This window comes from Nocardiopsis alba DSM 43377, from assembly GCF_000341225.1.
In the GTDB taxonomy this organism is placed as follows: domain Bacteria; phylum Actinomycetota; class Actinomycetes; order Streptosporangiales; family Streptosporangiaceae; genus Nocardiopsis; species Nocardiopsis alba.
The window spans coordinates 1-26511 of record NZ_ANAC01000027.1; the positions used below are offsets into that span (position 1 = coordinate 1).

The window sequence follows — 26511 nt, forward strand, 5'->3', positions numbered from 1 at the left end:
GAAGCGACTCTGCGAGTTTACATGCTCCGAGCACTGCTCGAACCAGGCTTGATCGAAGAGGTGAGACCGGCCCGCCCGCGGAAGATTCCGCGTTCGTCTCGCTCGGTCTTCACCAACTGTACCCCCGGGTGGGAGTGCTCGTGACGGGTTCGGAGAAACTCTCCGGTGTCGTGGCTTACACGTCCACCGAGCGCCCCGTGACCCGCCCCGAACGTCCCCTCGTCAGAGCTTCTCGATCGGGGCGTACTTGACCAGGAAGTCCTTCTCCCCGATGTCGGCGCCGAAGTCGATGCGCGCCTTGGTCTTGTCCCCGGCCCCGTCGACCAGCTGGACCCGCCCCATACCGAAGGAGTCGTGGTTCACCAGATCGCCGACGCTGAGCGTGGGGGCCTCCTTGGCCGCCTTCTTACGGCCTCCCCCGAAGGTCCCGCCGAAACCGCCACCTCCTCGACCGCCACCGATCCCGCGCGAGGGCGGGGCCGCCAGGGACGATTCGGCGCGCCGCCAGTCGACGAGTTCCGAGGGGATCTCGTCCAGGAAGCGGGAGGCCGGGTTGTAGGAGGGGGTCCCCCAGGCGCTGCGCACGGCGGCCCGACTGACGTAGAGCCTCTCCTGCGCACGGGTGATCCCCACGTAGGCCAGGCGCCGCTCCTCCTCCAACTGGGTCTTGTCCCCCAGGGTCCGGGTGTGCGGGAAGACGCCGTCCTCCATACCGGTGAGGAAGACGACCGGGAACTCCAGACCCTTGGCGGCGTGCAGGGTCATCAACGTGACCACGCCGCCCTCGTCGTCCTCGTCGGGGATCTGGTCGGTGTCGGCGACGAGGGAGACCCGCTCCAGGAAGTCGACGAGTGTGGGCTCGCCCGGGTCGATCCCCTGGTTCTCGGCACCTTCGAGGGCGGCCTCGTCCTCGATGAGCGCGGCGAAGGTGTTCTCGAACTCCCGGGCCACGTCGACGAACTCCTCCAGGTTCTCCACCCGGCTCTCGTCCTGGAGGTCCTTGGACTCGGTGAGCTCGGACAGGTACCCGGTCTTGCCGAGCACCGCCTCGACGATCTCGGCCGGTGTGCTCCCCGGAACGCCCTCGGAGAGCTCGTCGAGCAGCGCGGTGAAGTTGCGGACGGCGTTGGCCGAACGGGTCGCGATCCCCGGGGCCTCGTCCACCCGGCGCAGCGCCTGGGCGAACGTGATCCGTTCCCGGGCGGCGAACAGCTCGATGGACTCCTCGGCCCTGGCCCCGATCCCCCGCTTGGGGACGTTGAGGATGCGGCGCAGACTGACCGTGTCCTCGGGGTTGGCGAGCACCCTCAGGTAGGCGAGGATGTCGCGGATCTCCTTGCGCTCGTAGAAGCGCACTCCGCCGACGATCTTGTACGGCAGTCCCGTCCGGACGAAGACGTCCTCGAACACACGCGACTGGGCGTTGGTCCGGTAGAACACCGCGACCTGCCCGGGGCGAACGACGCCCTCGTCGTTGAGCCTGTCGATCTCCCCGACCACGAACGCCGCCTCGTCGTGTTCGTTGTCGGCGACGTAACCGGTGATCCTGGGGCCTTCGCCCTGTTCCGACCACAGGTTCTTGGCGGGTCGGCCCTCGTTGCGATCGATGACCGTGTTCGCGGCCGAGAGGATGTTCTGGGTGGAGCGGTAGTTCTGCTCCAACAGGATGGTGCGCGCGTCGGGGAAGTCGCGCTCGAACTCCAGGATGTTGCGAATGGTGGCGCCGCGGAAGGCGTAGATCGACTGGTCCGCGTCACCCACCACGCACAGTTCGGCGGGCGGGACCACGCCGGTATCGGAGCCCTCGGCGGCACCGACCAGTTCGCGGACGAACACGTACTGGGCGTGGTTGGTGTCCTGGTACTCGTCGACCATGACGTGCCGGAAACGGCGCCGATAATACTCGGCGACGTCCGGGTACATCTGGAAGAGGTTGACCGCGACCATGATGAGGTCGTCGAAGTCCATGGCGCCGGACTCGTGGAGACGGCGCTGGTAGAGCCGGTAGGCCTCGGCGAGCTTCTTCTCCTGTTCGGTCTGCGCCTGTTCGGCGAAGGTGTCGTAGTCGATGAGCTCGTTCTTGAGGTTGGACACCTGGAAGCCGAAGGACTTGGGCGGGAACCTCTTGGGGTCCAGGTCCATCTCCTTGCACACCAACTGCATGAGCCGCGCGGAGTCGGCGGAGTCGTAGATGGTGAACCCGCTCGGGTATCCGAGTCGGTGCGCCTCCCTGCGCAGGATGCGCACGCACGCCGAGTGGAAGGTCATCGTCCACATGGTGTTGGCGGCGCGGGTGCCGAGGAGCGCCTGGATGCGTTCCTTCATCTCGGCGGCGGCCTTGTTGGTGAAGGTGATCGCGAGGATCTCCCCTGGACGCACCCCGCGTTCGGCCATGAGATAGGCGACGCGATGGGTGAGGACACGGGTCTTTCCAGAACCGGCGCCCGCCACGATCAGGAGGGGGGAACCCGCGTGCGTCACGGCTTCGCGCTGGGGACCGTTCAGACCTTCGAGAAGTTGCTCTTGGGAGGACACGTCTACCAGGTTACGACCGACCGACGACGTCGCCGGCCACGCCCGGTGTCCGGGGCGGCTTAGTCTGGTTTTCCACCAGGTGAGCCTTTCGCCCACCTGACGCATGTCCTGATCGGGGGAGATTGGTCTTGGCAGACCGGGAGACCATACGCGTGTTCGTCGACTGCGACCCGGGGATCGACGACGCCGTCGCGCTCGCGTACCTGGCCGCACGTCCCGAGGTGGAGATCCTCGGAGTCGGCGCGGTGTTCGGCAACAACACCGTGGAGGTGACCGCGAGCAACGCGCTGCGGCTGTTGGACCTGTACGGTCGCCCGGGCGTCCCGGTCGCGGTCGGCGCGGAGCGTCCGCTGGTGCAGCCCCCTCGTCTGGCCGAACACGTCCATGGCGGTAACGGCCTGGGCGATGTGGAGCTGCCCGAACCGGCGCGTGAGCCGGTGGCGGAGTCCGCGGCGGAGTTGCTCGTGCGTCTGGCCCGGGAGAACCCGGGCGAGCTGGACGTGCTGGCGGTCGGTCCGCTCACCAACCTGGCGATCGCGCTGTCCTTGGAGCCGCGCCTGCCGCGTCTGGTCCGTCGCCTGGTGGTGATGGGCGGCGCCGTCGAGACGGCGGGGAACGTGACCTCGCACGCCGAGGCCAACATCGTCAACGACCCCGAGGCGGCCGAGGCCGTGTTCGCCGCCGGGTTCGACCTCGATCTGGTGGCGCTGGACATCACGATGCGCACGGTGGCCACCGGCGAGTGGCTGGACCGGCTCAAGGAGGTGCCCGGCGATCGCGCCCGGCACACCTCGGCCTTCCTGGACTTCTACGCCGACTTCTACAAGGGGATCTTCGGTGTGCGTCAGTGCGCCATGCACGACCCCTTGGCCGCGGCGGTGCTGGTCGACCCCCACCTGGTCACCGAGGCCTTCGACGCCCCGATCCGGGTGGAGCTGGCCGGGTCGCTGACCCGGGGCATGACCGTGGCGGACCGTCGTCCTCGCCCGAGCGCCGACGAGCGCCGCGCGACGCGGGTGGTCGTCTCGGTGTCCGAGGAGGAGTTCCTGAAGCGGATGCTCGACGCGCTGCGCTGAGCCCCGCCTCTCACGGCCGTCCGCCGCCGGGTTCAGACCAGGCGGCGGGCGGTGGCCCAGCGGCTCAGCTCATGCCGGTTGGAGAGCTGGAGTTTGCGCAGTACCGAGGAGACGTGCGTCTCGACCGTCTTGACCGAGATGAACAGCTCCTTGGCGACCTCCTTGTAGGCGTACCCGCGGGCGATGTGCCGCAGGACCTCGCGCTCGCGCTGGGTGAGGCGGTCCAGCTCGGGGTCGACCGGGGGCGCGTCGGTCGCCGAGAAGGCGTCGAGCACGAAGCCCGCCAGCCGCGGTGAGAACACCGCGTCCCCGTCGGCGACACGGACGATGGCGTCGGCCAGTTCCCTACCGGAGATGGTCTTGGTGACGTAGCCGCGGGCACCGCCGCGCACCACGCCGATGACGTCCTCGGCCGCGTCGGAGACCGACAGGGCCAGGAAGCGGATCCCGGGGTTCTTGGCGAGGACGCGCCGGAGCACCTCCACCCCTCCGCCACCGGGCAGGTGGACGTCGAGGAGAACGAGGTCGGGGCGGGTCTCGTTGATCACGTGCACGGCGCTGTCGACGTCGCCGGCCTCACCGATGACCTCGACGGCGTCACCGAGCTCGCCGCGTACACCGCTGCGGAACAGACGGTGGTCGTCCACGATCACGACGCGGGGAATCGCGTCTCCGTCACTGAAGGTCGTGCTCTCTTCTCCCACACGAACGACCTTACCCCCGTGCCGGTCCCATCACAGTTCCGGGATGCGGGGCATGGTGAGCTGAACCTCGGTGCCCTCCCCCGGAGCGGTGCGGATGCGCGCGGAGCCTCCGTGGCGTTCCATTCGACCGATGATGGAGCCGCGCACCCCCATGCGGTCCTCCGGGATGGCCTCGAGATCGAACCCTTCCCCCCGGTCGCGGACGAAGACGAGGACCTCGCGTTCCTCCACCTCTCCGAAGACGGAGATACCGGAGCCTCCCGCGTACTTGGACGCGTTGACCATCGCCTCTCGGGCGGCCCTGAGCAGGGCGCCGAGACCGTCGTCCATGGGGCAGTCGCCCACGCAGACCACCTCGATGGGGACGCCGTGCTCCTCCTCGACCTCGGCGGCGACGCGTTCGAGGGCGGGAGAGACGGTGGTCTCCGCGTCGGCGGGACGTTGGTAGAGCCAGCTGCGCAGGGCGCGTTCCTGGACGCGGGCCAGGCGTTGGACCTCTCGGGGGTCCTCCGCCCGCCGTTGGATGAGGGTGAGGGTGTGCAGCACGGAGTCGTGGATGTGCGCGGCGAGTTCGGCGCGTTCGGCGTTGCGGATGCGCTCTCGGCGCTCGGCGTCGCGTTCGCGGACGAGGCCGATGATCCAGGGCGCGGCGACCAGGGAGATGCCCGCGAGCAGGGTGAGCGCGAAGCTGAGACCGGCACGGGCGTCCTGGAGCTGCTGTTGGAAGACCATGAAGCCGATGACGCCGATGACGATGAGCAGGACGCCCGTGCCGGTGCGCATGAGGCCTTTGGGGCCGGCGCGGCTGACGGTGCTGGCCATCCATTCGTCGCGTTCGGCCGGGTTGGCCTGCTGCCACAGGATCGTGGCGCCCAGGGCGCCGAAGATGATGAACCAGAGCAGTGGGTCGAAGACCCCGCCGAAGATCATGAAGAGCACGCCGAAGGCGGCGGCGAGACCGACGTAGGCGATGATCTGGGAGATGTCCCGGCCCTTGCGCCGGTGTTCCTCGGAGCCTTCGGGCCGGTCCTCGACCTCTTCTCGGGGCAGGGCGAAGTACAGGGCCGCGTACACGGCCAGCCCTATGCCTCCGACGGTCAACGCCATGAGGGCGAGCCGCACCACGACCGGGTCGATGCCCAGGTGGCGGGCCACGCCGGCGGCGACCCCTCCGAGGAGGCGGCCCTCGACCGCCCGGGTCAGCCGCGGGGTCTCCGCGGCCGTCGTCTCCACCGCCCGCTCACCGCCTTCGTCCGATCGCTCCGTAAGGACGCGCCCGCGTGACGCGGCGCCTCCGGTTACCTGCCCTCTCCAAGCATGCCCTGTGGTCGACGCGCCGACATCGGGGACGCACCCCTGGTCCGCGGCGCACGCCGGTCAGGGTGTGCTCAGGGTCGTCCCGGATTCCCTCTGGGACGTATCAGGGGCGACGATGGTTCCATGAGGAAGGTGCGGTGAGCGACGATGACCGACGGTGAGGCCCAGAGTCCTCCGGCCGAGGCCGGGGACGCCGTCGATCCTCCGGAGACCGGCCCCGGTCTGCGGCGCGACGACGACCGGCGGGTGATCGCCGGTGTGTGCGCCGGTCTGGGCGCCTACACGGGGGTCGACCCGGTCCTGTGGCGGACGGGTTTCGCCTTGACCGCCTTCGCCGGTGGCACGGGCCTGTTGTTGTACGTCGCGGCGTGGATGTTGATGCGCGACCCCCAGGGCGGACCGGCCACGTTCGAGCAGATGTTGGACCGGGCCATCCCGTCCAGGGCCGTCCCCCGCCTGTTGGCCGTGGGGTTGATGGGCGCGACCGCGCTGAGTCTGGTGGGCGGTTTCGGCTGGGCGACGTTGGTGTTGGCGATTCCACTGGTGTTGGGCCTGCTGACCGCGCGTGCGCGGGGCATGGAGCTGCGTTCGGTCCTGTCGGGGCTCCGCGCGGACCTGGCCAGACGGGATCCGCCGCCGACCGGACCGGTACCGCAGCCGAGCGCGGCCTACTACAACCCGGCTCAGCCGTGGGCCTCCGCTCCGCACGGACCGGTGGATCTGGCCGTGGTCTCGGAGCGCACCTCACGGGACGCCGAATCCGACGACGACCTCGACGACCCCGCGGATGACGAGGAGGGCGCTCCCGAAGGGCGTGATGACGGGAAGGGCGGCGAGGGCTGCTTCGAGAGACGGAGCCGTCCTTCCCCCCTGGCCTCGCACGCGCTGTGGACCGTGGTGACCATGGCGGTCGCGCTGGTCGTGGCCGCCCCCCATCTGGGGTCGGTGTTCCACGGGGCGGGGAGTACGGACCTGCTGTTCGGTCCGGTGTACGGCCTCTACTTCATGGCGGCGGCGGTCGCGGTGGTCGGCGTGTTCTCGCTGATCGGCACGTGGGCGGGCAACACGCGCGGACTGTTGTTCCTGGGGACGCTCGCCGTCCTGGGCGCGGTCCTGGTGGGAACGTTCGATCTTCCTCGGGCGAAGGTGGGCGAGGCGGTCTGGGAGCCGGAGACGGTCGCCCACGTCGAGGAGGAACCGATGCGTCTGAACCTGGGCCGGGGGGTCCTGGACCTGAGCCGACTCGGTTCCTCACTGGAGGCGGGACAGAGCGTGGACGTGGCGGCCCGGGTGGACCACGGCGTGCTGGTCGTGGTGCTCCCCGAGGACGCGCGGGTCGACCTGACCGCGGGCGCCGGCTGGGGCATGATCGACCCGACCGGCGCGGGGGCGGACGAGATGTACGGGGCCGACCTGACCTACGAGGAGGTCTTCGACCCGCCGGAAGGCGGCGCGAAGGACGAACCGAACGGGCCCGAGACGGGAACCGAGGAGGAACCCGAGACGAGCGGGACTGACGAGACGCCCGTGATCAATGTGAACGCGGAGACCGCGGGTGGAGTAGTGGAGGTTCGATATGGCCAAGCGCGGGATTGACGTCGGCTCGCTGATCGCCGGGGTGATGTTCCTCGGTCTGGCGGTCGTGCTCGTCGTCCGGGGCGGCGGCTCCTGGGACTTCGACCTCCTGTGGCTGATCCCGGTGCTCTTCACCGGTCTCATCCTGGTGGGGGTCGCGAGGGCCCTCCTGAGGTCGAGGGCGCGATCCTCCGAGGGGACCCGGGCTCCGGATCGGAGCGAGCGGGCCGCCCCCGAGGACTGATCCGCTACTCGGGACGCTGTTCGGCGATGGCGGCGAACCCCTCGATGCCCAGGGACTCCCCGCGCGCCTTCGGGTCCACGCCGGCGGCGCGCAGGGCCTCCTCCGCGGCCGGGGCCGAGCCGGCCCAACCCGCGAGGGCCGCGCGCAGGGTCTTGCGGCGCTGCGCGAAGGCGGCGTCGATGACCTGGAACACCTCCCGCCGGGAGGCCTTGGTGGTCGGAGCGGGTCGGCGGATCAGCTCCACCAGGCCGGAGTCGACGTTGGGGGCGGGCCAGAACACGTTGCGTCCCACGGCTCCGGCCCGGCGCGCGGAGGCGTACCAGGCGACCTTGGCGGAGGGCACCCCGTAGATCCGGCCGCCGGGGGTGGCGGTGATCCGGTCGGCGACCTCGGCCTGCACCATCACCAGGACCCGTTCGAGCCCGGGCAGGAGTTCGAGCAGGTGCAGCAGGACGGGGACCGACACGTTGTAGGGCAGGTTGGCCACCAGTGCGGTCGGCTCGGGGCCGGGGAGTTCGGTGACGCGCATGGCGTCGCCGGGGACGACGGTGAGCCGGTCGGCGAGTTCGGGCGCGTGCGCGGCGACGGTCCCCGGCAGGGCCTCGGCCAGAGCGGGGTCGATCTCGATCGCGGTGACCCTGCGCACGTGCGGGAGCAGGGCGAGGGTGAGCGAGCCGAGTCCCGGACCCACCTCGACGACCACGTCGTCCTCGCCGACGTTCGCGACGCGAACGATGCGGCGGACGGTCCCGTGGTCGATGACGAAGTTCTGGCCCAGGGTCTTGGTGGGCCGGATGCCGAACCGTTCGGCCAGCGCCCGCACGTCGGCGGGGGTGAGCAGGCGGGAACGGTCGTCGGGGTCGGGTGCGGATGTCTGTGTCACCCACACATCTTGCCGGCAGCCGCCCACCCGCTCGTCCCTGTGTCAGTCGAAGAGGTGGATCCCGCAGTGGGGCCACTGGCTCCGCCAGTCTCCGCCCACGCTGTCGTAGAGCAGTTGGGCGCGCATGGTCTGTTCCTCCGGGCTCGCGTCGGAGGGCAGCCCGCTACCGCCGACCGAGGCCCAGGTCCGCGGACTGAACTGGTAGAGGCCGTAGTAGCCGCCCGCCGAGTTGACGGCGGCGGGGTCCCCTCCGGATTCGCAGGCGGCGAGCCCGGCCCAGTCGAGCCCGGCCGCCTCTCCACCGACCTCGGGGAGGTCCGCGGTCGCCTCCTCGACCTTGGTGCCGATCTCCACCAGCCCCGCCACCGGTTCGGTGAGGATCTCCTCGGAGAGTGCGTGTTCGACCTCCTCCCCCTCACGCAGGACGGTCGCCGTGGTGACCTCCTTGAGGCCGTCCTCGGGTTCGGTGACGACCTCGCGTTCCCCTTCGGGCAGGTCGGGGTTCTCCCGTTCCACGATCTCGGCCTCGATGACCACCTCCTCCGTCTCGGGTTCGCCGATCACGGGCAGGACGTGGACGACCATGTCGGGCTCGGCGGGTTCGTCGAGGTCGGGGGTGACGACGTCGTGCTCGCCCGGTTCCACCCCGGCGGCCTCCAGGACGTCGGCGACGGTCTCTCCGGTGGTGCGCGTCTCGGAGCGGATCGTGTCGTACACGACGACCATGCGGGGCGCTCGGCCGGCGGTGACGGTCAATCCATCGGAGGGGATGGCGGTGTCGTGGGCCTGGGAGAGTTCGACGCCCTCGGGGTCCAGACCGATCTGGCGGAGCCCCTCTCCGAGGGTCGCGGCGTTGACCCGATGTTCCAGGCGGCGACCGTCGAGTTCGACGGTGAGGTCGCGCGGCGAGCGGACGATGACGTGGTCTCCGCCACCGATCGGGGTGTCCGGGGAGGGGGCGACGATGTCATGGTCGTCGAGGGTGATCCCCGCGGAGTCGAGGACGTCCTGGACCGTGCCGCCGAAGGTGTGGACGGTGCTCCGCTCCCCGTTGGCGTCGAGGGTGACGCTCTTGTCCATGGCCAGGGCGGTGCCGCCGCAGGCCAGGGCGAGGGCCCCGGCGACGGAGGCGGCGATCAGGAGGAGGGGCGGGGAGGAGCGTGTACGCCTGCGTCCCTTGGCGCGACGTCCACCTCGTCCCTTTTTCCTTCCGGGGTTTTCGGACATGACCTTCTCACTCTTCTCCGGCACGGGAAAGGCAGGGGTTCTGTCACCGTTCCGGGGGCCGTCCGGGCGAATGCCGGCTTTGTCCCCCGCGATCGGGATCGCCGTTCGACCGTCCCTCGAGAGCAGGGTGCGACGTCCTCTTACGTGGGGTTTCCGCGCAGGAGGACGAGGGGCGCGAAGGCGAGTAGGACGACATTAACATCGGGGCGAGTTCTCCTTTTGCTATTAGCCGAAAATCGAACCACGCGGCGCTCTGTTAAGCCATATCGCCCCTTTTCTTCTTTTCGGCTCCACCCGTCGTGTCCAGGACGCGCTCCGCGACGGATCTGGCGTCCGCGCCGCTCGGGCTGCACAATGAACCGAACCCCGTTCTAGTCAGCTCGCGTTCGAAAGGCACCCATGGGACCCCTCAACGGAATCCGCGTCGTCGAGTTCACGGGCCTCGGCCCCGCACCCATGACGGGCATGCTCCTCGCCGACCTGGGGGCCGACGTCGTCCGGATCGACCGCCCTCAGGCCGCCGAGGCCATGCGCTCCGGCGCCCCCGGCCCGCACATGTGCGAGGGCCGGGCCGTGGTCGGGATCGACCTCAAGTCGGAGGAGGGACGGGAGACCGCCCGCGACCTGATCGGCCGGGCCGACGTCCTCCTGGAGGGCTTCCGTCCCGGTGTCATGGAACGGCTCGGACTGGGCCCCGACGACTGCCACGAGATCAACCCCCGCCTCGTGTACGCGCGGGTCACCGGCTGGGGGCAGGACGGCCCCCTGGCCCACACCGCGGGCCACGACATGAACTACGTGTCCGTGAACGGGGCCCTGCACTCCATCGGACGCGCCGACGGCCCCCCGATCCCCCCGATCAACCTCCTCGGCGACTTCGGCGGAGGCACCATGTTCACGATCACCGGGATCCTCGCCGCCCTCGTGGAACGGCAGACCTCCGGACGCGGCCAAGTGGTCGACGCGGCCATGGTGGACGGGGTCTCCCTGTTGATGTCGATGGTGCACGAGGACCGTTCGCGCGGCGCGTGGAGCGACGAGCGAGGCACCAACTACCTCGACACCGGTGCCCCCTGGTACGACGTCTACGAATGCGCGGACGGACGGCACCTCTCCGTCGGGTGCATCGAACCGAAGTTCTACCGGGCCTTCCTGGAAGGGGTCGGGCTGGCCGAGGAGGATCTCCCCGAGCAGTGGGACACCGAGAACTGGCCCGCGCTCCGGGAACGCTTCGCGAAGGTCCTGCGCACACGCACCCGGGACGAGTGGGGGCGGATCTTCGAGGGGACCGACGCCTGCGTGATGCCGATCCTGTCCATGGAGGAGGCCCCCGACCATCCGCACGTGCGCGCCCGCGGCTCACTCGTGCGCGAGAAGGGGCGGATCATGGCCGGACCCGCGCCCCGGTTCGATCGGACCCCCGGAGGGGTCACCCGGGGCGGACCGCTCCCCGACATCGACGAGGTTCTGCGCGATTGGGGCGTCACGGACTGAGCGGACGCCCGGAATCGCCGTTGTCATCGTTTTCCCACGACGAGCCGCGCAGGTCACTAGGGTGAGCGCGACCAGAGGGTGATTCGTGCGATCGGGGGGCCGCCATGTCACCGAGTCCTGTGCTCGGCACGCGTTGGGGAGGACGACTGTGCGCGCTCCTTCTGGCCGCGGCGGTCCTCGCGGGCGCGGCGCCCGCCGCGGCCGCCGAGGGTCCGACGCCGAGAGCGCCGAAGGGACGGGAGGCCCCGGTCGTCCTGGTGGGGATCCCGGGGCTGCTCTGGGAGGACGTCACCCCCGAGCACACGCCCACCCTGTGGGAAATGGCCGGGGACGGGGCGATCGGCAACGTATCGATCCGCACCGCCACCTCCCGGACCTGTCCCACCGACGGCTGGCTCTCGGTGTCGGCCGGCCAGCGCGCCCTGTCCGAGCGGGAACGATTCACCGTGTGCGAACCGGCCCCCGCGCCCGTGAGCGACGGCTCGGGCGCCTCCGTTCCGGGATACGACTCCTACATCGAGCAGAACCTGGCCTCCCCCTTCTCCGCGCCCGTGGGCATGCTCGGCCAGACCGTGCGCGACGAGGGCGGGCTCACCTTGGCGGCCGGCCCCGGGGCGGCCCTGGGCGCGGCCGACACCTCGGGACGTGTCGACCACTACCTGCCCTCGGCACGGGAGCTCACCCGTGAACGTCTGGAAGGGGTGTCCCTGGCCGTCGTGGAGCTGCCCGAGCTCACCCGCCTGTACCCCGACCCCGCGACCACCACCGACGGGGAGGGCGACCCCGACCCCGAGGACGTCCCCGAGTGGGTACGCGAAGAGGCGTTGGAGACCCTCGACTCCCGAATGTCGTCCCTGATCGGAGCGCTTCCCACCGGTTCCTCCCTGATGGTGGTCGGGGTGTCCATGGACACCGGGCCCTCACGTCTGACCGTCGCCATGAACGGGGAGATGACCGCCCAGGGCCTGGTCGGTCCGCACTCCTATCTGGCCTCGGAGTCCACCCGCCGCCCCGGGCTGGTGGTCCTGACCGACACCACCGCGACCGTGCTCGACGCGCTGGGCATGCGGGCCCCCGCGCCCACGGGAGGACGGGTCTGGCAACTCGACCAGCGCCCGGCGACCACGGAGGCCGCCATCGGTCGACTGGTCGACTTCAACACCGCGGCGGTGGTCGTGGGCGCCTCGATCCCGGGCTTCTTCAGCGGCCTGGTCGCCCTTCAGCTGCTGATCTACGCCGCGGCCGCCTACGCCCTGCACCGGTACTCGGACGGGGAACGGAGCAAACGGGCCCTGGTCCTGTCGATCACCCGCGTCGTCGCCCTGGCCGGGGCGGCCTTCCCCGTGGCGAGCTACCTGGCCAACCTCATCCCGTGGTGGGCGGCGACCACTCCCCCTCTGGCCCTGCTGACCTCGGTACTGGCCGTGGACGCCCTGGTCGTGGCGCTGGCGATGGCGGGACCCTGGCGCCGCACCATCCTCGGGCCGATGACGGTGGTGGCGGGCGCCACCACCCTGGTGCTGTTCCTGGACCTGTGCTTCGGCGCGAACCTCCAGATGAACTCCCCCACCGGATACTCACCGATCGTGGCGGGACGTTTCTACGGGATCGGCAACATCGCGTTCGCGACCTTCGCCACCGGCATGCTCATGGCGGTGGCCGGGATCGCGCACATGCTGATCGGACGTGGCCGACGGCGGACCGCGGTGGTCACGACGCTGATCATCGGGGTGTCCTCGGTCCTGATCGTCGGCTGGCCGGGGTTGGGCACCGACTTCGGCGGCGTGATCGCCCTCATCCCGGGGCTGGCTGTGACCACGATGATGATCGCGGGGATACGGATCACCCTGCCGCGCCTGGCCGTGATCGGCGTGACCTCTCTCACGGTGATCGCCCTTCTGTCCTGGATGGACTACCTGCGGCCGATCGAGGAACGCAGCCACTTCGGCGCGTTCGCGGCCCAGGTCGTGAACGGGGAGGCCGGTACCGTCCTGGCCCGCAAGCTCGGAGCGATGTTGGGGACCCTCGGCAACTGGCAGCTCACCCTGCTCTCGGCCGGCGCCCTGCTGTTCCTCTTCGCGGCCCTCAACCGGCCGACGAACTGGCGGATCGGGGCGCTCCAGCGGGCCTACGAGTACGCTCCCACGCTGCGTGCGGGCCTCACCGGCTCCCTGGTGACCGCGCTCGTCGGGTTCGCCGCCAACGACTCCGGTGTGGCCATCCCGGCCCTGGCGTTGACCGTGGCGGTCCCGCTCACCCTGTCGGCGTGCGTGTGGGCGCTCCAGCAACAGGAGCGGCCGCCCGAACCGGACACCGATATCGATGGAACGGAATGCCTACGAAAGGCGTGATCGTGTACACCATCGCGTACGGAAAGCGACAGGTCCACGGGCACGACCCGGCGTCTCTCACGTCACGAATAGGCTACGGCCCTGTGGTAAAGTCCGAGGCTGAACGACCCCGGTGACACGGCACCGCACCGAGCTTTCGGGGAGACGGCCCGGCGGGAGGATCCGGACCGTCCGCCTTCGGTGTCGTCCCGCGCGAGGGAATGTCCGTCGGCACCGGTGGGTTCTCCTGTGCAAGGGACCGAACGCCGTCGAAGACGGTGGCGACGAGCGGTCCCGTCCCATCGCACACCGAGTCTCCCTGCCCTTGAGCACCCGGTCATCGCCGATGACCCACGGCACCGGGAACTCGGGCCCCGGCCCGAACGTTCCCAGAACGCTGTGCTTTTCCGAGTAATCCAGGCGAGAAAGGCGTTTCCTCCCCGGCTTTCGATCCGGGGCACCACGCAAGGAACTTGATGAACCATCAGCTTGGCTCACGCGTCAACGCAACCAACGCACCGGTCACCACGCGCCCCTGGTGGGGCGACGTATGGTCTGCCTCGCCGACCTATCGGGCAAGGCCCGAGTTCGCCGGAGTCGCAATGCCCGACCTGAACATCTCCTCCACCCTCCACGAGTCCGGACGTGTCCTGACCCTGGACGGGGAGATCGACATGGCCACCGAGGCCCGCTTCCAGGACGCGGTCACCGAGGCGCTGACGACACAGCCCTTCGGCCGTGTGGTGCTGGACTGCACCGACCTGAGGTTCATCGACTCCAGCGGCCTGCGCGTGCTGATCCGCGCCCACAAGGCCGCCAAGGAGCAGCAGGCCCTTCTGGTGATCGCCGCCGCCCAGCCGCGCATCGTCCAGACGTTGCGCGTGACCTCCCTGGACACCCGTATCCCGGTGTTCGACTCGGTGGCCCAGGCCCTGGCCGCCCCGCAGAGCGCCTGACCCCCACGACGACGAAGGCCCCGCGTCCGCACGCGGGGCCCCTTTTCCGTGTCCGAAGGCCCTCCGGGCCCCTCGGATCAGAAGAACAGCATCCACACTCCCAAGAGGGTGACGGCGGCGTTCACCAAGAGGAACACCATCACCCAGAAGGTCCCGGGCAGCCCCGTCAACCGGGCGAGCTGGTCGGCGTCGGAGTGCGGGGAGGGCTGACGCATCCGCTGGCTCTGGAGCTCGATGACGGGACGCACCCCGGCGAAGAGCAGGAACCAGATGAACAGGTAGGCGAAGGCCGCCTGGACCTCGTGCGGGGTGAACCAGCTCACGCCGAAGACGACGGCGCCGGTGGCCACGATCGAGATCACGCCGTAGAGGTTGCGGATCATCAGGAGCATGGCGGCGAGCACCACGATGCTCAGCCACAGGAGAGCGGTGATCCTCCCCGCCATCAGCATGAGGATGCCGAGGAGGCCGATGACGCTCGGCGCGACGTAGCCGGCGAAGACCGTGAGGATCATGCCGATACCGGTGGGTCTACCCCGGGAGACCGTCACCCCCGAGGTGTCGGAGTGCAGCCGGATCCCGGTGAGCTGACGGCCGCTGAGCAGAGCGACGAGGGCGTGACCGCCCTCGTGGGCGATGGTGACGACGTTGCGCGCCACCCGCCAGGGCTGACCGAGCAGGACGACGGCCAAGGCCACCGCGGCCGCCCCGATGATGATCCACTGATCCGGATGGGGTTGGACGGACAGCACGTCCTGCCACACGTCACCCAAGCTGGTTCCACCCACTGGTCTCCCGACTCCCTGCGTCGACCGATTCCTCGTCAGCGGGCCCGCTCAGCCGACGCCGCGGTGGCCGGGAGGCGCACGGGCGCGCGGGCCCTTGCCGAACTTTAGGGCATCGCGCGAGTGCTACGACGGCCCGGTCCCGACCCGGGCGAACGGACCGGGGCGCCGGCCCGGAGCACGCTCCGGCTCAGTCCCGCTCGGCCTCGCGCTTGAGCAGTCGCAGGCTGCCCTCGATCGAGCGCGCGTTCCGGGCCGGGGCGCCGGACATCATGTAGAAGAACGTGTGGCCCCAGGTGTAGTCGAAGGTCTGGGTGACCCGCGTCCCTTCGCCGTCGAGTTCCTCCAGCTCGTACCGCCAGCGGTGCGAACCCACGTGTTTCCACGCGATGACCCGGTTCTCCTCGAACTCCACCACCCGGTTGGTCATCCGGTAGGGCAGCCCCATCATCCGCATGTCCATGCCGAACTCCGAGCCGAGTTCCAGCCGTTCCGGGCCGGAGACCGCCTTCAGGACGGTGCCGGAGCCGTCCAGGAGAGGGTGCTTCCCCGGCGAGGCGATCAGGTCGAAGATCCTCTTGGCCGAAGCGTCGATCACGATGCTCCGGGCCACCATGTGTTCAGCCATGCACGCATCATGTCACCGGCTCGGGAGCGCTCCGACCCGGGTCGGTGGGGACGGTCCTCATTCCCGCACGTCGTGGCGTTCCACACCGGCGAGCCCGCCGTCGACGGACATGTGCAGTACCCAGAACGACCCCTTGCGCAGCCCCAACTGTTGGGACAAGGGGGCGCCGGCGCGGGTGAGCGCCTCGGCCATCAGCGCGGGGACCAGTTCGCCGTGGGTGCACACGACGGTGGGCCTTCTCTCCGTGATGATCTCCGCGAACACCCGTCGGGCCTCGTCGACGTCGTACCCTCGGCCGCCCCGACCCACGGTGAGGGCCCGTTCGGTGACCATGGGCGCGTCGAACCCGACCGTGTACGGCAGCAGCGACTCCGCGCAACGGGCCGCCGCCGAGGAGACCACGCGCGGCCGCCCATAGGCGGCCAGGACGTCCGGCAGGGCCGCCGCGTCGGCCCTGCCGGTCTCGTCGAGCGGACGCAGCAGGTCGTCACCGGTCCAGGCGCGTTTCTCCCCCGCGGACAGATGCCGCAGAAGGACGATCGGGAAGGTCTCCGCGGGGCCCGCGCGGAAGTTGTCGACGACCTGGACGTCGTGGTCGTAGGTGAGCCGTTCCCGAGCCTCCTGGACCGGGACCCACTCGACGGCCTCGATCTCCTCGTTGGGCTCGTAGTCGATCGCCCCGCCGCCCCCTTCGGGAACGGCCGCCCACCACTCCACCTGCTTGGGCCAACCGTTCTTGAGGTAGCGCTGGGGAGGCAGCCGACGGCCGAGCAACGGCCTCAGCCCCGTCTCCTCCTCCACTTCGCGTACCGCGCCCGTGATGGGGTGTTCACCGTTCTTGAGCTTGCCCTTGGGCAGGGACCAGTCGCCGCGGCCGGGACGGCGGATGAGGACGATCTCGCGCCCCCGGTCCCCGTCACGCCACAGCACCGCCCCACCGGCGCGGATGGGTTCCAGGTATCCGCCCACCGCGGTGTCCCGGGGAGGGAAGGCGCTGGTCACCCTGATGTCGGTCGTACCGTTCCCGGAGCCGGTCCCGTGACCGCTCATCCTCCGTCCACCACCCGCAGGTGACGGTCGCCGCGCAGGGCCTCCTGGAGGTCGATCAAGGGCTGTCCGTTCTCGTCGTGGGTGACCCGGGTCCACGAACCGTCGGGTTCGAGACGCCAGGAGGAGGTTCCGTCGGCCATCGCCAGGTCCATCAGGCCCACCAGCCTCCGGCACTGCTCGGGGTCGGCGATCCTGACCAGCGCCTCGACACGTCGGTCCAGGTTGCGGGGCATCAGGTCGGCGCTGCCGATCCACACCTTGGGGCGGCCTCCGTTCTCGAAGACGAACACGCGGGAGTGCTCCAGGAAACGGCCGAGGATACTGCGGACGTGGATGTTCTCGGAGAGCCCGGGGACCCCCGCGCGCAGGACACAGCTCCCCCGGACCCACAGGTCGACCCGGACCCCGGCGAGGGAGGCCCGATAGAGGGCGTCGATGATCTCCTCGTCCACCAGGGAGTTCACCTTGATCCGCACACGCGCCGCCCCGCCCTCGCGGGCGGCCGCGATCTCCTCGTCGATCTGTCGCAGCAGCCCTTGTCGCAGGGCGGCGGGCGCCACCAGGAGTCGTCGGTAGTGCTTCTTGCGGGAGAACCCGGTGAGGCTGTTGAACAGGTCGCTGACATCCTCGCCCACCTCGTCTGCGGCGCTGAACAGACCGAGGTCCTCGTAGACGCGCGCGGTGCTCGGGTTGTAGTTACCGGTGCCGACGTGGCAGTAGCGGCGGAGCAGACCGTCGTCGTCCTGACGGATCACCATGGACAACTTGCAGTGCGTCTTGAGTCCGACCACGCCGTAGACCACGTGGCAGCCCGCGCGTTCGAGTTTGCGGGCCCACTGGATGTTGTTCTGTTCGTCGAAGCGGGCCTTGACCTCGACCAGGACCACGACCTCCTTGCCGGCCCGGGCCGCCTCGATGAGCGATTCGACGATGGGGGAATCGCCGCTGGTCCGGTACAGGGTCTGTTTGATCGCCACGACCTTGGGATCGGTGGCGGCCAGGGAGAGGAACCGTTCCGTGGTGGTGGCGAACGACTCGTAGGGGTGGTGGACCAGGACCTCGCGTTCCCTGATGGTGGCGAACAGGTCTCCCGAGGTGAGCGAGCGGGGTTCGCCCGGGACCATCGGCGGATAGCGCAGGTCGGGGCGGTCCGCGTCGGCGATCTGAGCGAGCCCGGCCAGGTTGAGCGGCCCGGGGACCCGATAGATCTCCTCCTCCTCGGCGCCGAGCTCCTCGGTGAGGATGGCCAGGACCTCGTCGCTGATGGTCCGCTCCACCTCCAATCGCACGAGGGGACCGAACCTACGGCGCAGGAGTTCGTTCTCCAGCGACTGCACGAGGTCGTCGGTCTCGTCCTCGTCGACCTCCAGGTCCGCGTTGCGGGTGACCCGGAAGGCGTGGTGCTCGACCACGTGCATGCCCTCGAAGAGCTGGGGCAGGTGGGCGGCGATGATGTCCTCGACCGGGACGTATCGGCCACCGCCGCTCGTGGCCGGTTCGATGAACCTCGGAAGGGAGGCGGGCACCTTGACCCTGGCGAACATCTGACGGTCGTCGTCCGGATCCCGAACGGTGACGGCGAGGTTGAGGGAGCGGCCCGAGATGTAGGGGAAGGGGTGGGCCGAGTCGACGGTGAACGGTGTCACCAGGGGGTAGACGGAGCGGCGGAAGTACCCGTGGAGGTACTCGCGCTCGGCGGTGTCGAGCTCGTTCCAGCGGACGATGCCGATGCCCTCCTCCGCCAGGGCGGGGGCGACGCTCTCCTCGAAGCAGGCGATCTGACGGACCACGAGTTCGTGGGTGACCTTGGAGACGCGTTCCAGCAGATCCCGGGGGTGGTGGCCGCTCGAGGAGGCGACGAAGAGGCCGGTGGCCAGGCGCCGTTTGAGGCCGGCGACCCGGACCATGAAGAACTCGTCGAGGTTGCTGGAGAAGATCGCGAGGAATCGCGTCCGTTCGAGCAGCGGTATGTCCTCGTCCTCGGCCAGTTCGAGGACCCGCTGGTTGAAACGGAGCCACCCCTCCTCCCGGTCCATGAACCTGTCGGACGGTAGTTCCGCGGTGCCGAGTTCCGCCTCTGTCGGCGCTGATTCCGTGCTCACAGTGGGCAGACTCCCCCTTTTCCATGACCACACGGTGACACTCCCGCAAGGGGAAGATGACCGCGGTGCGACCCCTGTGGGTCTTCTCTACCCATATGCCCGATGACCCTCGGGTCGTACCGGGTGAAATCTCCGCCATGGCGCGAAGACTTCGCAGGTGGCGCCGGTTCAGATACCGATCTGGAGATCCGGCGGCAGGATCAGCACGAAGACCGCCAGACGCATGAGGACGTTGATCCAGGTGTTGCGGAAGCAGGCCCACAGGTATCCGTAGAGCACGCTCGCCGCACCGTAGGTGAGCATGGCCATGCCGATGTCGTGCGTCAGGTCGTGCTCCGGCGGCAACTGGGCCACCGCGTCATAGGGCTGGATGAGCGCGTAGGTCAGCGCGAAGACCGCCGAGGTGATCACGATGCCGCCCCAACGGCCCAGGAGGATCTCCAACCGGGTCTGCATCATGCATCGGAAGAAGATCTCCTCGCAGACCGCGATCAGGGCGAAGGCGAACAGCATCGCGTACAGGGTCAAGGACGGCGGGGGCAGCCCGATGTGCGGCAGGATCAGGTAGCCCATCATCCCGACCGCCAGGGCGACGGGGGCCAGGCCCAGCCAGCGCCAGGGTTCGCTCACCCCGAGCGCGATCGCGGGCATGGCGGTGCCCTTGCCCTCGACGGTGATGCCGGAACGGTCCAGGATCAGCAGCGGGATCGCGAAGAGGAACAGGAGTCGGGACACCAGCGAGGCCGACATGGCCAGGTCCGGGGTGGTCCCGGTCTCCTCGCCGTAGACCCGCAGGACCCCCGAGATCAGCATCATCGACAGGATGAAGCCGATGAGCATGAGCCCCTGCCAGAGCAGCTCCCGGTTGAGGGGGTGGCCGTCCATGGCCCCCACCACGCGTCGGTCCAGCTCGTCCCGTCGCCCCAGCCCCCGCGACAACCCCCAGGCCACGACGCACGCCACCAGCATCGGTATCCAGGAGATCAGCAGCAGGACGGCCGAGTTCCCGAAGACCTCGGAGCGAAGGACGGGGCTGAGGATCAGTGGCCCGATGATGAGGACCGCCGCGACACCGAGCGTCCACGCGAGCCCCCATCTTCGCACTATGGTCACAAGAGTCCCCCCTGTCTCAGAACACACATTCTGCACCAGGGAAAACTAAAAGCGACTTAATGACTACGGTATGTCGTTGCCGGGTCCCGACGAGGGCGCCACACCGGTGATGCCCCACATGACGAGGGCGCCCGCCCGATCGTCGACACGACCGGGCGGGCGCCCCACGGGAACGGGCTCAGTACCCGTTGTCCAGGACCGACTTGAGGAACGACTTGGTCCGCTCCTCCCGGGGATCCCCGAAGATCTGCTCCGGCGGCCCCTCTTCGGCGATCCGCCCCTGATCGAACATCAGGACGCGGTGGGAGACATCGCGGGCGAAGCCCATCTCGTGGGTCACGCACAGCATCGTGATGTCGGTGGTCTCGGCCACCTCCCGCAGCACGTCCAGCACACCGGCCACCAACTCCGGGTCCAGCGCCGAGGTCACCTCGTCCAAGAGGAGGATCTCCGGTCGCATGGCCAGCGCCCTCGCGATCGCCACCCGCTGCTGCTGTCCACCGGACAACTGCGTGGGGTGCGCGTCGATCTTGTCGCCCAGTCCCACCAGCTCCAGGAGTTCCTCGGCCCGCTGGGCGGCCTCGTCCTTGCCCACGCCCAACACGTGGACCGGGGCCTCCATGATGTTCTTGCGAACGGTCATGTTCGGGAACAGGTTGAACTGCTGGAAGACCATGCCGATGCGCTTGCGCCGCCGACGCAGGTGGCCCTCGTTGGCGGGCACCAGCGCGGAGCCCCTCCTCATGTGGCTGAAGGGCTCGCCCTGGATCCAGATGTGGCCCTCGGTGACCTTCTCCAGGGTCATGAGCAGACGCAGGATGGTGGTCTTGCCCGAACCGCTCGGTCCGATGAGCGTGACCCGCTCACCGGGGGCGACCGAGAAGTCCAGATGGTCCAGGACCGTGAGATCGCCGAAACGCTTGACGACCTGATCGAAGACGATCAACGGGCCGTCGGCGTCGCCCTCGACACCCGGTGTCGTCGTGTTCTCGGGGGTATCAGACGGCGGCATATCGCTTCTCCAGTCGTCGAATCACGATCGCGGACGGGATGCTCACCAGGAGGAAGAGGAACCCGACCACGGTGAAGGCCTCCACGATGCGGAAGTCGGCACTGCCCACACGCTGGGCCTCGGTGAGCAGCTCGGCCACACCGATCGCGAAGAGCAGCGGGGTGTCCTTGAACATCGCGATCAGGTAGTTGCCCAGCGCGGGGATGACCTTGCGGATCGCCTGGGGCAGCACGATCGCCCCCCAGGTACGGGTGGTGGGGAGGCTCAGGGCGCGTGCCGCCTCCCACTGGCCCTTGGACACGCCCTCGATACCCGAGCGGTACACCTCGGCGGTGTACGAGGAGTAGTGCACTCCCAGGACCAGGATGCCCACGGTCATGCCCGAGACCGTCGACGGCGCCAGGAGGAAGACGAACACCAACTGGATGATCAGCGGTGTCGTCCGGATGAACTCCATGACGAAGTGCAGGAGGGAGCCGATGATCGGCACTCGCCGGACGATCGCGATGGCCAGGCCCAGGGCCAGGGCCATCAGATAGGCGATCACCGTGATCTGGACGGTCGCCCAGAGGCCGGAGAGCAGGTCCGGCATGATCTGGAACGTCCACTCGAAATCCCAGAACATCACTTGGCCACCCCCACTCGTGTTCCGACCGAGGGCGGTCTCAGCAGGGACAGCGGACCGCCGCCCCCGGGCGTCACCCGGCCCAGCTTCCGGTTGGCGCGGCGTTCGAGCAGTCGCATACCGAGGATGAGCACCTGCGCGATCAGGTAGTAGAGGACGAGGGCACCGGAGTAGGCGACCACCGTCTCGCCCGTGGCCTCACGCAACTGCTGCGCGACGGCGGCCAGATCGGCGACACCGATCAGGTAGGCCACGGCCGTGGCCTTCATCAACTCGATGACCAGGTTGCCGAAGGTCGGCAGCATCTGTGCCCAGGCCTGAGGGACCACGACCAGGCGCATCCGCTGGAACCAGGAGAGGTTCAGAGCGACGGTCGCCTCGACCTGGGCCCTCGGCACCGCGTTGATCGCCGAGCGCACGACCTCGGCGCCGTACGCTCCCACGTTGAGCCCCAACGCCAGGATCGCCGCGAACATGTCGTCCAGCTGGAAACCGGTGGCGACGGGCAGTGCGTAGGCCATCCAGAACATCAGGACCAGGGCGGCGATGCCCCGGAAGACCTCCACGTAGACCGTGGAGACGGCTCTGGGCAACCAGTGGCCGGCCGTCCCCATGATCCCGAAGACCATGGCGAGGACGAAGGCCAGCGCGCTCCCCCCGAGGGTGAGCTGAACGGTCACCCAGGCGCCGTCGAGGAACCTGGGCAACCGTTCTATGAGGAATTCGATCTGTTCCACGGGGCTCAGCCCTCGCAGAGCTCAGCGGTGCTCGTGCCGTCGGGGAGGTCGTCCTCGGTGAAGCCCCACTCCTCGCCCAGCTCGAGCAGACGACCGCTCTCGGTGAACTCCGCGATGACCCGGTTCATCTCCTCCAGGAGTTCGGTGTCGTCCTGACGGACGCACAGACCGCCCCAGCCCTTCTCCTCCTTGCCGTCCATGACAGGGAAGAAGGGCTCGGAGACCTCGAAGTCGCCGCCGCGCTCCTGGATCAGGTAGTGGTGGGACACGCTCAGCATGGAGACCGCGTCCACACGGCCGGACTCCAGCAGCTCGTAACCGGCGGTCTGATTGCCGATGAGCTCCATCTGGCCGTCGGGGACCCCGAAGTACTCGGCGTACGTCTGCTCCACAGAACCGTTGAGGACGGCGAGCTTGAGGTCGGGGTTGTCCGCGAAGTCCTCGAAGTGCTGGATGTTGTGCGGGTTGCCCGAGGCCACCATGAACGCCTCGGGAGAGGTGGCGGTCGGCTCGGTGAAGGCGACCTGGCCACAGCGATCGGGGGTGATGAACACACCGGCGGCGAGGACGTCGAAACGGTTGGCGTCCAGGCCGGGGATCAGACCGTCCCAATTGACGGGCGAGGCCTGGATCTCGGGGACCCCCAGTTCCTCGAAGACGGCCTGGGCGACGGCGGGCGACTGCCCCGCGGGGTCACCGGCGTCGTCGACGAAACCGAACGGGATCTCGTTGGCCAGACCGACCGCGACGAAGCCCTGCTCACGCAGTCGCTCCAGGGTCGACTTCCCGTCCTCGTTCGCTCCGCCGTTGCCGTCGACCCTGGTGCACGCCGAGAGACCGGCCACGGCGAGCCCGACACCACCCAGGCGGAAAGCGTCTCTGCGGCCCCAGGTTCCCCGCCGACGCGCTGGTCCCTGTTTCTTCACGACTGCTCCTCGGATACTCGCGAGAGCGGCGCCTTCGCCCGAAGAAGAGGGGGCGAGGGCTCCGCGACGTTCGAATGATGTGGATCGCCTCGTGTGGGCTGCTGCCGTGGTGTGGTCCACGGCCCCGTCCGTCACCCGGGAACAGGGGACGACGGCACTGGTACGGGGTCTCCCTCCCCGAGCCCGCCCCTCAGTAACGGGACACCTTTGGTCCGTTATGCACTGGTTATGAGCTTCAGGCCATCAGGTGTCCTTTGTAAGAACCCTCTTCACCCCGGTCACCTGTGCGGGGTGACCCAGGGTCCGTACATCCGTCACCCAGGGGTGTCCACCCTCGCGACGACGAAGGGCGGGGTCCGCGTACGCGGACCCCGCCCTTCGGTCGTACGACCCTCGCCCTGGATCAGGCGGGGGCCTCCTCCTCGACGACCAGCGGGTAGACGCCGTTCTCGTCGTGGACCTCGCGCCCGGTCACGGGCGGGTTGAAGACGCACAGGACACGGAAGTCGGTCTTGGGGCGGACCGTGTGCTTCTCGTGGCCGTTGAGCAGGTAGAGGGTGCCCGGGGTGATGATGTGCTTCTCCCCGGTCTCCTCGTTGGTCAGCTCGGCCTCACCCTCGATGCAGTGCACGAGCTCGACGTGATTGGCGTACCAGAACGTGGACTCGGTGCCCGCGTACAGCACGGTCTCGTGGAAGGAGAAGCCCACCTTCTCCTTGGCCAGGACGATCCGACGGCTGCGCCAGTTCTCGGTCTTGATGTCGGCGTCGGTGTCGTTGATCTCGTCCAGACTGCGAACGATCACTTGGGTCTCCTAACGTGCCGGTGCGCGGAGAGTGCGCTGGTTACACGGTACGGGGCCGACCGATGTCCCGCACGGAGACACCGACCGGCCCCGAAGATTTCGGTGGTCGGTCCTTCGGATGCCCGGTCTCCACCCCGCCCCGACGCACGGACGCGCGTCGGGGTGGAGGGACGGATCCCGGGCACTTCGTCACGCCGGCTGGGCGACCTTGACGGCGGCCCGGGCGGCGTCGGCCATGATGTCCAGACCGGCGTTGAGCTCCTCCTCGGTCGAGGTGAGCGGCGGCAGGAGCTTGGCGACCTCGTCCTGGGGACCGGAGGTCTCCAGGAGCAGGCCCCGCTGGAAGGACTCGGCGGCGACCTTCTTGGCGATGCCCTCGGTCTCGAACGCCAGACCGCGGGCCAGGCCACGGCCGCGCACGTGGGCGCCGAAGTCGCCGTACTCGGAGGCGATCTCCGAGAGACGGGCCTCGACCATGGCGCCCTTGGCCAGGGTGGCCTCGGCGAAGGAGTCGTCGGTCCAGTAGCGACGCAGCGTCTCCGTGCCGGTGACCATGGCCGGGTTGAAGCCGCGGAAGGTGCCGTTGTGCTCACCCGGCTCCCACACGTCCAGCTCCCGCTTGAACAGCGTGAGCGCCATCGGCAGACCGTAGCCGCTGATGGACTTGGACAGGGTGACGATGTCGGGGGTGATCCCGGCCTCTTCGAAGCTGAAGAACCGGCCGGTACGACCGCAGCCCATCTGGATGTCGTCCAGGATGAGCAGGATGCCGTACTCCTTGCAGAGCTCGGAGAGCCCGCGGAGCCACTCGGCGCTGGCGACGTTGATGCCGCCCTCGCCCTGGACGGACTCCACGATCACGGCGGCCGGGGCGTCCAGTCCGCTGCCGCTGTCCTCCAGCAGGCTGCGCAGCCACAGGAAGTCCGGGGTCTTGCCGTCGAGGTAGTTGTCGAACGGCATGGTCGCCACGTGGTCGAGCGGCACACCGGCGCCACCGCGCTTCATGGAGTTACCGGTGACGGCCAGGGCGCCCAGGGTCATCCCGTGGAAGCCGTTGGTGAAGTTGATGATGGTCTGGCGTCCGGTGTACTTCCGGGCCAGCTTGAGCGCCGCCTCGACGGCGTTGTTCCCGGCCGGGCCGGGGAACTGGATCTTGTAGTCGAGTCCGCGCGGTTCGAGGATGATCTCCTCGAAGGTTTTCAGGAACTCGCGTTTGGCCACGCTGTAGGCGTCGAGGCTGTGGACGATGCGATCGTCCGTCAGGTAATCGATGAGCGACTTCTTCAGCTCCGGGTTGTTGTGCCCGTAGTTGAGCGAACCGGCCCCGGCGAAGAAGTCCAGGTAGGGCTTGCCGTTCTCGTCATAGACGTGCGAACCGACCGCCTTGTCGAAGACGACCGGCCAGCTACGGCAGTATCCGCGGACTTCGGACTCGAGGCGCTGGAAGGTCTCCATCGTGATGTTCCTTGATTCCTTTCCCCAACTTCGTGGGCTCAGGGCTTAGACGAGGGGTGGGTCAGGATCGCGTTCGATCCGGTACGGACGGTCAGTCGTCGGAGGCGGTGGGCTCGGGGCCGATGGGGCCGATGCGCACGAGGTCCTCGGGGTCGTGGTTCTCGCCCCCGCCGGCCGGGAAGTGCTCCTCGGTGAAGAGCGGGCTCCACTCGGCCTCGGTCCCCAGGTCCCTCGCGAACGAGGCGAAGAGGGCACGAGAGGCCTTGTTGTCCGGGGTGACGGTCGCTTCGAGGTACCGAAGTCCCTGCTCGGCGAAGGTCTCGCCGATGAAGTCGAGCATCCGGCGGGCCAGTCGCCGACCACGGTGAGCGGAGTCGACGGCCACCTGCCAGAGGAAGTACGTGTCCGGGCTGTCGGGACGGACGTAACCGGTGACGTAGGCCGCCACCCGCCCGTCGGCGTCCCTCGCCACGACGCTGGTCGCGGCGAAGTCCCGGCACCAGAGCGTGTAGGCGTACGGAGAGTTCACGTCCATCCCCGTCTCGCCGGCCAACCGCCACATGTGCGGCCCGTCCTCCGGGGAGGGGTGGGTCAAGCGCACGTCCCCACGGCCCACGGCCTCGGCGGTTTCGGAGCCCGGGGCTCCGTCGTCGTTTCGGTCGTGTGCTTCGAGGTTCGTTCGTAGATGTGGCACGTCGACCGAACTTAGCGAACGAAGACCAAAAGAGTTTCAGCGAGATTCCGCGCAGATGTTTGAACAGATAGGGCGCGGGTATGGCTCGTCTATTTAGCAGTGTTCGGCGACCTCGGCCGACACTCGCAGATGACGCGCGGTAGCGGTGGAGCGGCCCGCACACCCCCTGTCCATCAGGGGGTTCGCGATCCTTTCCGGACCCGGTTCACCCGGGGGAGGCGCCCACCGTCCGGCCGAT

At 68.9% G+C, this 26511-nt stretch carries 23 protein-coding genes; 6 read left to right on the forward strand and 17 right to left on the reverse strand.

Annotated features, from left to right (window positions below; genetic code table 11):
* Positions 1-222 precede the first annotated feature (222 nt).
* Positions 223-2535, reverse strand: a complete 2313-nt coding sequence (gene pcrA, locus D451_RS0123360) for a DNA helicase PcrA (protein WP_017536193.1) — start codon at positions 2533-2535, stop codon at positions 223-225.
* Positions 2536-2681: 146 nt separating this feature from the next.
* Here pcrA and D451_RS0123365 point away from each other — a divergent pair, with 146 nt between their 5' ends.
* The gene (locus tag D451_RS0123365; protein WP_026125306.1) at positions 2682-3611 is read left to right on the forward strand and encodes a nucleoside hydrolase; all 930 of its coding nucleotides are present in this window, start codon (positions 2682-2684) and stop codon (positions 3609-3611) included.
* Between the two features lie 32 nt (positions 3612-3643).
* Here D451_RS0123365 and D451_RS0123370 read toward each other — a convergent pair whose 3' ends face one another.
* Both D451_RS0123370 and D451_RS0123375 read right to left on the reverse strand, forming a co-directional pair.
* Entirely contained in the window at positions 3644-4315 is a 672-nt protein-coding gene (locus D451_RS0123370; RefSeq protein WP_014912170.1) for a response regulator, read from the reverse strand.
* 30 nt (positions 4316-4345) lie between these two features.
* Positions 4346-5548, reverse strand: coding sequence for an ATP-binding protein (locus D451_RS0123375; RefSeq protein WP_014912079.1), 1203 nt, complete (start codon positions 5546-5548; stop codon positions 4346-4348).
* 231 nt (positions 5549-5779) lie between these two features.
* Between D451_RS0123375 and D451_RS0123380 the strand changes: the two genes are divergently transcribed.
* Both D451_RS0123380 and D451_RS0123385 read left to right on the forward strand, forming a co-directional pair.
* Complete coding sequence (locus D451_RS0123380; protein ID WP_017536195.1) at positions 5780-7228, forward strand: PspC domain-containing protein; 1449 nt, start codon at positions 5780-5782, stop codon at positions 7226-7228.
* Positions 7209-7451 carry a hypothetical protein gene (locus D451_RS0123385; protein ID WP_014909007.1) on the forward strand — a complete coding sequence of 81 codons (243 nt, stop codon included), beginning with the start codon at positions 7209-7211 and terminating at the stop codon, positions 7449-7451. The genes D451_RS0123380 and D451_RS0123385 overlap by 20 nt, the downstream gene beginning before the upstream one ends.
* Positions 7452-7455: 4 nt before the next feature.
* Here the strand turns inward: D451_RS0123385 and rsmA are convergent, their stop codons facing one another.
* Both rsmA and D451_RS0123395 read right to left on the reverse strand, forming a co-directional pair.
* The gene (rsmA, locus tag D451_RS0123390) at positions 7456-8340 is read right to left on the reverse strand and encodes a 16S rRNA (adenine(1518)-N(6)/adenine(1519)-N(6))-dimethyltransferase RsmA (RefSeq protein WP_017536196.1); all 885 of its coding nucleotides are present in this window, start codon (positions 8338-8340) and stop codon (positions 7456-7458) included.
* A gap of 36 nt (positions 8341-8376) precedes the next feature.
* On the reverse strand, positions 8377-9561 hold the full coding sequence (locus D451_RS0123395) for a resuscitation-promoting factor (RefSeq protein WP_017536197.1): 1185 nt from the start codon (positions 9559-9561) through the stop codon (positions 8377-8379).
* 399 nt (positions 9562-9960) lie between these two features.
* Between D451_RS0123395 and D451_RS0123400 the strand changes: the two genes are divergently transcribed.
* The 3 genes from D451_RS0123400 to D451_RS0123410 all read left to right on the forward strand — a co-directional run bounded on the left by D451_RS0123400 (position 9961) and on the right by D451_RS0123410 (position 14341).
* Positions 9961-11055 carry a CaiB/BaiF CoA transferase family protein gene (locus D451_RS0123400; protein ID WP_017536198.1) on the forward strand — a complete coding sequence of 365 codons (1095 nt, stop codon included), beginning with the start codon at positions 9961-9963 and terminating at the stop codon, positions 11053-11055.
* A gap of 104 nt (positions 11056-11159) precedes the next feature.
* A complete protein-coding gene (locus D451_RS0123405; protein ID WP_241463373.1) occupies positions 11160-13406 on the forward strand; it encodes a threonine/serine exporter family protein in 2247 nt (748 codons plus the stop codon).
* 581 nt (positions 13407-13987) lie between these two features.
* On the forward strand, positions 13988-14341 hold the full coding sequence (locus tag D451_RS0123410) for an STAS domain-containing protein (protein WP_014909058.1): 354 nt from the start codon (positions 13988-13990) through the stop codon (positions 14339-14341).
* A 77-nt stretch (positions 14342-14418) separates the two neighbouring features.
* Here the strand turns inward: D451_RS0123410 and D451_RS0123415 are convergent, their stop codons facing one another.
* The 12 genes from D451_RS0123415 to ectA form a co-directional block, all read right to left on the reverse strand.
* Entirely contained in the window at positions 14419-15114 is a 696-nt protein-coding gene (locus D451_RS0123415; RefSeq protein ID WP_014912420.1) for a M50 family metallopeptidase, read from the reverse strand.
* Between the two features lie 202 nt (positions 15115-15316).
* Complete coding sequence (locus D451_RS0123420) at positions 15317-15754, reverse strand: SRPBCC family protein (protein ID WP_017536200.1); 438 nt, start codon at positions 15752-15754, stop codon at positions 15317-15319.
* Between the two features lie 57 nt (positions 15755-15811).
* Positions 15812-16804 (reverse strand): NUDIX hydrolase, encoded by a 993-nt coding sequence (locus D451_RS0123425; RefSeq protein WP_017536201.1) that lies wholly within the window; start codon positions 16802-16804, stop codon positions 15812-15814.
* Positions 16801-18906: an RNA degradosome polyphosphate kinase gene (locus tag D451_RS0123430; RefSeq protein ID WP_081536507.1), complete on the reverse strand. Its 2106-nt coding sequence runs from the start codon at positions 18904-18906 to the stop codon at positions 16801-16803. The genes D451_RS0123425 and D451_RS0123430 overlap by 4 nt, the downstream gene beginning before the upstream one ends.
* A 168-nt stretch (positions 18907-19074) precedes the next feature.
* Positions 19075-20010 (reverse strand): CPBP family intramembrane glutamic endopeptidase, encoded by a 936-nt coding sequence (locus tag D451_RS0123435; RefSeq protein WP_017536202.1) that lies wholly within the window; start codon positions 20008-20010, stop codon positions 19075-19077.
* Between the two features lie 187 nt (positions 20011-20197).
* Positions 20198-21031, reverse strand: a complete 834-nt coding sequence (gene ehuA / locus D451_RS0123440) for an ectoine/hydroxyectoine ABC transporter ATP-binding protein EhuA (protein ID WP_017536203.1) — start codon at positions 21029-21031, stop codon at positions 20198-20200.
* Positions 21018-21656, reverse strand: a complete 639-nt coding sequence (gene ehuD / locus D451_RS0123445) for an ectoine/hydroxyectoine ABC transporter permease subunit EhuD (protein WP_017536204.1) — start codon at positions 21654-21656, stop codon at positions 21018-21020. Before ehuD ends, ehuA begins: the two co-directional genes overlap by 14 nt.
* Positions 21656-22384, reverse strand: a complete 729-nt coding sequence (gene ehuC / locus D451_RS0123450; protein WP_026125308.1) for an ectoine/hydroxyectoine ABC transporter permease subunit EhuC — start codon at positions 22382-22384, stop codon at positions 21656-21658. Before ehuC ends, ehuD begins: the two co-directional genes overlap by 1 nt.
* Before the next feature lie 14 nt (positions 22385-22398).
* Positions 22399-23238, reverse strand: coding sequence for an ectoine/hydroxyectoine ABC transporter substrate-binding protein EhuB (gene ehuB, locus D451_RS0123455; RefSeq protein ID WP_014908683.1), 840 nt, complete (start codon positions 23236-23238; stop codon positions 22399-22401).
* Between the two features lie 484 nt (positions 23239-23722).
* Positions 23723-24124, reverse strand: coding sequence for an ectoine synthase (locus D451_RS0123460; RefSeq protein WP_014910344.1), 402 nt, complete (start codon positions 24122-24124; stop codon positions 23723-23725).
* A 189-nt stretch (positions 24125-24313) separates the two neighbouring features.
* Positions 24314-25579, reverse strand: a complete 1266-nt coding sequence (ectB, locus tag D451_RS0123465) for a diaminobutyrate--2-oxoglutarate transaminase (RefSeq protein ID WP_014909366.1) — start codon at positions 25577-25579, stop codon at positions 24314-24316.
* Between the two features lie 91 nt (positions 25580-25670).
* Complete coding sequence (gene ectA, locus D451_RS0123470) at positions 25671-26180, reverse strand: diaminobutyrate acetyltransferase (RefSeq protein ID WP_081536567.1); 510 nt, start codon at positions 26178-26180, stop codon at positions 25671-25673.
* Positions 26181-26511 lie beyond the last annotated feature (331 nt).

What these genes read in the sequence shown, in the direction of transcription:
- D451_RS0123400 (WP_017536198.1), top strand. Translation starts at nt 9,961, where the DNA reads ATGGGACCCCTCAACGGAATCCGCGTCGTCGAGTTCACGGGCCTCGGC.
- D451_RS0123425 (WP_017536201.1), bottom strand. Translation starts at nt 16,804, where the DNA reads ATGAGCGGTCACGGGACCGGCTCCGGGAACGGTACGACCGACATCAGG.
- D451_RS0123385 (WP_014909007.1), top strand. Translation starts at nt 7,209, where the DNA reads ATGGCCAAGCGCGGGATTGACGTCGGCTCGCTGATCGCCGGGGTGATG.
- ehuD (WP_017536204.1), bottom strand. Translation starts at nt 21,656, where the DNA reads ATGTTCTGGGATTTCGAGTGGACGTTCCAGATCATGCCGGACCTGCTC.
- D451_RS0123420 (WP_017536200.1), bottom strand. Translation starts at nt 15,754, where the DNA reads ATGGCTGAACACATGGTGGCCCGGAGCATCGTGATCGACGCTTCGGCC.
- D451_RS0123380 (WP_017536195.1), top strand. Translation starts at nt 5,780, where the DNA reads ATGACCGACGGTGAGGCCCAGAGTCCTCCGGCCGAGGCCGGGGACGCC.
- D451_RS0123410 (WP_014909058.1), top strand. Translation starts at nt 13,988, where the DNA reads ATGCCCGACCTGAACATCTCCTCCACCCTCCACGAGTCCGGACGTGTC.
- ehuA (WP_017536203.1), bottom strand. Translation starts at nt 21,031, where the DNA reads ATGCCGCCGTCTGATACCCCCGAGAACACGACGACACCGGGTGTCGAG.
- D451_RS0123405 (WP_241463373.1), top strand. Translation starts at nt 11,160, where the DNA reads ATGTCACCGAGTCCTGTGCTCGGCACGCGTTGGGGAGGACGACTGTGC.
- ectB (WP_014909366.1), bottom strand. Translation starts at nt 25,579, where the DNA reads ATGGAGACCTTCCAGCGCCTCGAGTCCGAAGTCCGCGGATACTGCCGT.
- D451_RS0123395 (WP_017536197.1), bottom strand. Translation starts at nt 9,561, where the DNA reads ATGTCCGAAAACCCCGGAAGGAAAAAGGGACGAGGTGGACGTCGCGCC.